Here is a 5201-nt window from a genome sequence, read left to right on the forward strand (position 1 = left end):
TGGGCGGGGAGCTCCTCGAGGAGGGCCCGGAGCGGGGTGATGCCGATGCCGGAGGCGAGGAGGGTGACCTTGGGGCGGGTGCGGACGCCGGCATGGAGGCGCCCGTACGGGCCTTCGACGGCGACCCGGGTGCCGGGGGTGAGGTGGGTGAGGGCGTGGGAGCCGTCGCCGAGGTCCTTGACGGTGATCCGCAGGGTGGTGCCGGTGGGTGCGGCGGACAGGGAGTAGGGGTGGCCGCGGGTCCAGCCGGTGCCGGGGCCGGTGAGGAAGCGGAAGGTGAAGAACTGGCCGGCGGCGACGGGGAGGCGGTGCAGGTTGCGGCCGTGCATGTGGACCGAGACGGTGTCGTGGTTCTCGCGGACGACTGCGGTGACGCGCAGGTCGTGGGCCAGGGTCCGGTAGAGCGGGACGGCGACCCGCCAGACGAGGACGGCGGCTGCGGCGGCGGCCCACAGGGTCCACCAGTAGACGGTGGCGACCGGGTTGGAGAGGAACTCCTGGCCGGTCCAGAGCTGGTGGGGCAGGGCCAGGCCCACGCCGAGGTAGGCGTAGAGGTGGAGCAGGTGCCAGGACTCGTAGCGCAGCTTCGCGCGGGCCCTGCGGATGCTGGTGACGGTCACCATCACGAGCAGGACGGTGCCGGCGGCCGCGAGGAGCATGCCGGGGTAGTCCACGACGAACGACCAGAGCTCGGCGAGCGGGTTGGCGGAGTACTGGGCGGCGTACCCGAGGGTGATGAGGACCAGGTGGGCGGCCATGAGGGTGAACGAGGTGAACCCGACGAGGCGGTGCCGGCGGGCCAGCTCGTCCTGGCCGTAGGCGCGTTCGGCGAGCGGGATCCGGGCCATCAGCAGCACCTGGACCAGCAGCAGGTCCGCCGACACCAGACCGGTGAGCCGGCCCAGGCTGGTCAGCCCGGACGCCCACCCGCCCAGGTCCTGCAGGCCGCCACCGGCCACCCACAGCGCGACCACCACGAGCACGCTCGCCCAGGTCAACGACCCGGCCAGGTCACGCCACCACACCGGCACCCGCACAGACCTCCACGTCGGCACGGCGTCCGCAGGTCTGTACCGGGGGTCACCGGTACCGAGCGGCCGCCGGTCAGCGGTCATGGTCATCGCGAGGCTCCTGGAGGCGTGACGTGCGGCCGCCGGACGCGGCTGCTTCCTAGATCAACGGTCGGGCCCGAACCTGGGAGGTTCCTGTGGGGGACCTATCCGCCAGGTTCTCGTGCGCCGTCGCGGCCTGTGATCCGCGGCACAGGGCCGTCAGGAGGTCGACGCCAGCGGCCGCCGGCGCACCAGCGACACGATCCCGGCCGCGGCGAGGACGACGCCCTCGTCGCGCAGCACCAGGTCGGCGCCGTGCGCGAGGAGGAGCACCACCTCGGCCGTCGACGCACGAGGCGGCAGCGTCGCGAGGAGCGCCGCCGTCGGGAAGCGCTCCCGCAGCGCGTCGACCGCCGGGGCGTCGGCGCTGCTCACCCACACGACGTCCGGTGCGTCGTGGGAGACGAGGGCCTCGGAGAAGGGTGCCTCGTGCACGGCGGCCCCGCCCGGCAGCGCCGCCGAGAGGGCGTCGCCGAGCGTCGGCTGCGCCGAGAACGCCCGGACGACGTGGAGCACGTGGGTGGTCATGGGCCGAATGTCCCGCGGCCGGCTCGGAGCCCGATCACCATCACCTGTGAGTCGTCTGGGCACCGGCCGGCCGGGCGACGCGGCGGGAGAGCGGCAGGAGTCAGGCCTGCAGGACGTCGTCCGCGTCGACGATCCGGTACGCGTAGCCCTGCTCGGCGAGGAAGCGCTGCCGGTGGGCCGCGAAGTCCTGGTCGAGGGTGTCCCGGGCCACGATCGCGTAGAACCGGGCCGAGCGGCCGTCCGCCTTCGGGCGCAGCACCCGGCCGAGGCGCTGGGCCTCCTCCTGGCGTGACCCGAACGACCCGGAGACCTGGATCGCGACCGAGGCCTCCGGCAGGTCGATGGAGAAGTTCGCGACCTTGCTCACGACGAGGACCGTGATCTCGCCCTGACGGAACGCCTCGAAGAGCCGCTGCCGCTCCTTGACCGTCGTGTCGCCCTTGAGCACGGGGCAGTCGAGGCGCTCCCCGAGGTCGTCGAGCTGGTCGAGGTACTGGCCGATGACGAGCGTCGGCTCGCCCTTGTGCTGGGCGACGAGCTTCTCGACGACCTTCGACTTCTGCTCGGCGGTCGAGCACAGCCGGTAGCGCTCCTCGGGCTCGGCCGTCGCGTAGAGCAGCCGGTCCCGCTCCGGGAGGGTCACCCGGACCTCGACGCAGTCCGCCGGGGCGATGTAGCCCTGGGCCTCGATGTCCTTCCAGGGCGCGTCGTAGCGCTTGGGCCCGATGAGGGAGAAGACGTCGCCCTCGCGGCCGTCCTCGCGGACGAGCGTGGCGGTGAGGCCGAGCCGGCGGCGGGCCTGCAGGTCCGCGGTCATCCGGAAGATCGGCGCGGGGAGCAGGTGCACCTCGTCGTACACCACGAGGCCCCAGTCGCGGGCGTCGAAGACCTCGAGGTGGCTGTAGGTGCCCTTCCGCTTGGTCGTCATGACCTGGTACGTCGCGATCGTCACCGGGCGGATCTCCTTGCGGGACCCGGAGTACTCGCCGATCTCCTCCTCGGTGAGCGACGTCCGCTTGAGCAGCTCGTCGCGCCACTGCCGGGCCGAGACCGTGTTCGTCACGAGGATGAGCGTCGTCGCCCGGGCCTTGGCCATCGCCGCGGCGCCGACGATCGTCTTGCCCGCGCCGCAGGGGAGCACGACGACGCCCGAGCCGCCGTGCCAGAAGTTGTCGACGGCCTGCCGCTGGTAGTCGCGCAGCACCCAGCCGTCCTCTGCGAGGTCGATCGCGTGCGCCTCGCCGTCTACGTAGCCCGCGAAGTCCTCGGCGGGCCAGCCGAGCTTGAGGAGCACCTGCTTGAGGTGGCCGCGCTCGCTCGGGTGCACGGCGACGTGCTCCCGGTCGATCCGGGCGCCCACGAGCGGGATGACCTTCTTGCTCCGGAGCACCTCCTCGAGCACGGGCAGGTCGATCGCGTGGAGGACGAGGCCGTGGGTCGGGTGCTTGAGCAGCTGGAGGCGGCCGTAGCGGGCCATCGTCTCGGCGACGTCGACGAGCAGCGCGTGCGGCACGGGGTACCGCGAGTGCTCCAGGAGGACGTCGACGACCTGCTCGGCGTCGTGCCCCGCGGCCCGGGCGTTCCACAGGCCCAGCGGGGTGAGCCGGTACGTGTGCACGTGCTCCGGGGCGCGCTCGAGCTCCGCGAACGGGGCGATCGCCTGGCGGCAGGCGTCCGCCGCAGGGTGGTCCACCTCGAGGAGCAGGGTCTTGTCGGACTGGACGATGAGCGGTCCGTCGGTCACGTGGTGCCTTCCGTGGGGGGACGTCCGGTGCCAACGTCGGCCGGGGGCGTCTGCTTCCACCCAGGGTAGGAGTCCGCGGCCCGCTCAAGTTCACCCGGGCCGAGGCCGACCACCTGATCGTGAACGCGCATGCCGGGACGGCGACGGAGGTGGCAGGTGCAGGAGCCTGACCACAGCCGTCTCGTCGTCATCGGCGGCGGCCCGGCCGGCTACACGGCGGCGCTCTACGCGGCCCGCGCGGGCCTCGAGCCGATCTGCATCGAGGGCTTCGAGGCCGGCGGCCAGATCGCCAAGTCCGCCCGGGTGGAGAACTTCCCGGGCGCACCGGGCATCACGGGCGCCGACCTGTCCTGGCGGATCCGCGAGCAGGCCGAGGAGTTCGGCACCCGGATCGTCGTCGACGACGTCATCGACGTCGACTTCTCCCGCCGGCCGTTCGTCGTCGTCGCCGCCGGAGGGCTGTTCACCGGGGACGCCGTCATCGTCGCGACCGGCTCCAAGCCCCGCTCCCTGGGCCTGCCCGGGGAGAACGACCTCGTCGGTCGTGGCGTCGCCTACTGCGCGATCTGCGACGGCGCCTTCTACGAGGGGCAGGACGTCGCGGTCGTGGGCGGCGGCAACGCGGCGCTCAGCGAGGCCCTGCAGCTGGCCCGGATCGCCGCGAAGGTCACGCTCGTGCACCGGCGCTGGCAGTTCCGTGCCGAGTCGATCATCGAGGACGCCGTCCGCGGCGAGGACCGGATCGACATCGTGCTGCCGACCGTCGTCGACGAGCTCATCACCGACGAGACCGAGTGCCTGAGCGCCGTGACGCTGCGCCACCTCACGACCGGCGACCGGTCGCGGCTCGACGTCCACGGGCTCTTCGTCGCCGTCGGGCACGAGCCCGCCAGCGCGCTGTTCGCCCCCTACCTCAGGACCCACAGCGGGCACATCGTCACGAGCCCGGGCGGGACGGCGACGTCGGTCCAGGGCGTCTTCGCCGCCGGCGACGTCGTCGACGCGCGGTACCGGCAGGCCATCACGGCGGCCGCGTCGGGCTGCATGGCGGCCCTCGACGCCGAGCGGTGGCTCTCCACGAGCGAGGCGGCCGACGCGGCCGCCGAGGGTGGCCTCACGAGCGGCCCGGGCGGTTCCGACGACTTCGTGACCGACGACCGCGGCACCGACGGCCACCCTGCGCAGCACGGCACCACCCCCGACCACAGTGACCCGGAGTCCGCCGCGGTCCCTGCCCCCCGCCCCGTTCCCTCCCAGGAGACGCGATGCTGATCGGCCGGCCGGCACCGGACTTCCGGATGCTCACCACCAAGGACCCCAACACCCTCGAGCACGAGGCGACCCTGGCCGACTACCAGGGGCGCTGGCTGCTGCTGTTCTTCTACCCGTCGGACTTCACGTTCGTCTGCCCGACGGAGATGCTCGCGCTCAACGCCGCTCTCCCGGAGTTCGCCGACCTCGACTGCGACGTCCTCGGGGTCAGCACCGACGGCGTCTTCGCGCACATCGCGTGGATGGAGTTCCACATCGGGCCGCTCGACTACCCGCTCGCGAGCGACCGGTCGCAGGTCGTGTCCCGCGCGTACGGCGTCCTCGAGGAGGACGGCCGCGCGGCCAGGGCGGTGTTCCTCGTCGACCCCGAGGGCGTCGTCCGCTTCGAGACCCTCTACGACGACCGGGTCGGCCGCAGCATCGACGAGCTCCTGCGCGTCCTGCAGGCGCTCCGCAAGCCCGGGCGGACCTTCGCCCAGTACACGTCGCCCCCGCGGCAGCGTGACGTCGACTGCAACCCGGCTGCTCTCACCAGCGCCTGACCC

5 protein-coding genes are annotated in these 5201 nt (G+C 72.9%); 2 read left to right on the top strand and 3 right to left on the bottom strand.

Features of this window, described 5'->3' with window-relative positions:
- The 3 genes from ECOMGDLI_RS36485 to ECOMGDLI_RS28070 all read right to left on the bottom strand — a co-directional run.
- A partial coding sequence (locus ECOMGDLI_RS36485; protein ID WP_198955248.1) for a ferric reductase-like transmembrane domain-containing protein occupies window positions 1-1121 on the bottom strand: 1121 nt, incomplete at its 3' end.
- Window positions 1122-1271: 150 nt separating this feature from the next.
- The gene (locus ECOMGDLI_RS28065) at window positions 1272-1640 is read right to left on the bottom strand and encodes a hypothetical protein (protein WP_088320149.1); all 369 of its coding nucleotides are present in this window, start codon (window positions 1638-1640) and stop codon (window positions 1272-1274) included.
- A gap of 100 nt (window positions 1641-1740) precedes the next feature.
- Window positions 1741-3384 carry a DNA repair helicase XPB gene (locus tag ECOMGDLI_RS28070; RefSeq protein WP_088320150.1) on the bottom strand — a complete coding sequence of 548 codons (1644 nt, stop codon included), beginning with the start codon at window positions 3382-3384 and terminating at the stop codon, window positions 1741-1743.
- 156 nt (window positions 3385-3540) lie between these two features.
- On the opposite strand from ECOMGDLI_RS28070, the gene ECOMGDLI_RS28075 reads away from it, so the two are divergent.
- Both ECOMGDLI_RS28075 and ECOMGDLI_RS28080 read left to right on the top strand, forming a co-directional pair.
- Window positions 3541-4656 (top strand): NAD(P)/FAD-dependent oxidoreductase, encoded by a 1116-nt coding sequence (locus tag ECOMGDLI_RS28075; protein ID WP_198955249.1) that lies wholly within the window; start codon window positions 3541-3543, stop codon window positions 4654-4656.
- Window positions 4650-5198 (top strand): peroxiredoxin, encoded by a 549-nt coding sequence (locus ECOMGDLI_RS28080; RefSeq protein WP_088320152.1) that lies wholly within the window; start codon window positions 4650-4652, stop codon window positions 5196-5198. The genes ECOMGDLI_RS28075 and ECOMGDLI_RS28080 overlap by 7 nt, the downstream gene beginning before the upstream one ends.
- Window positions 5199-5201 lie beyond the last annotated feature (3 nt).

It is taken from the genome of Kineosporia sp. R_H_3, assembly GCF_002198675.1.
Taxonomy (GTDB): Bacteria; Actinomycetota; Actinomycetes; order Actinomycetales; family Kineosporiaceae; genus R-H-3.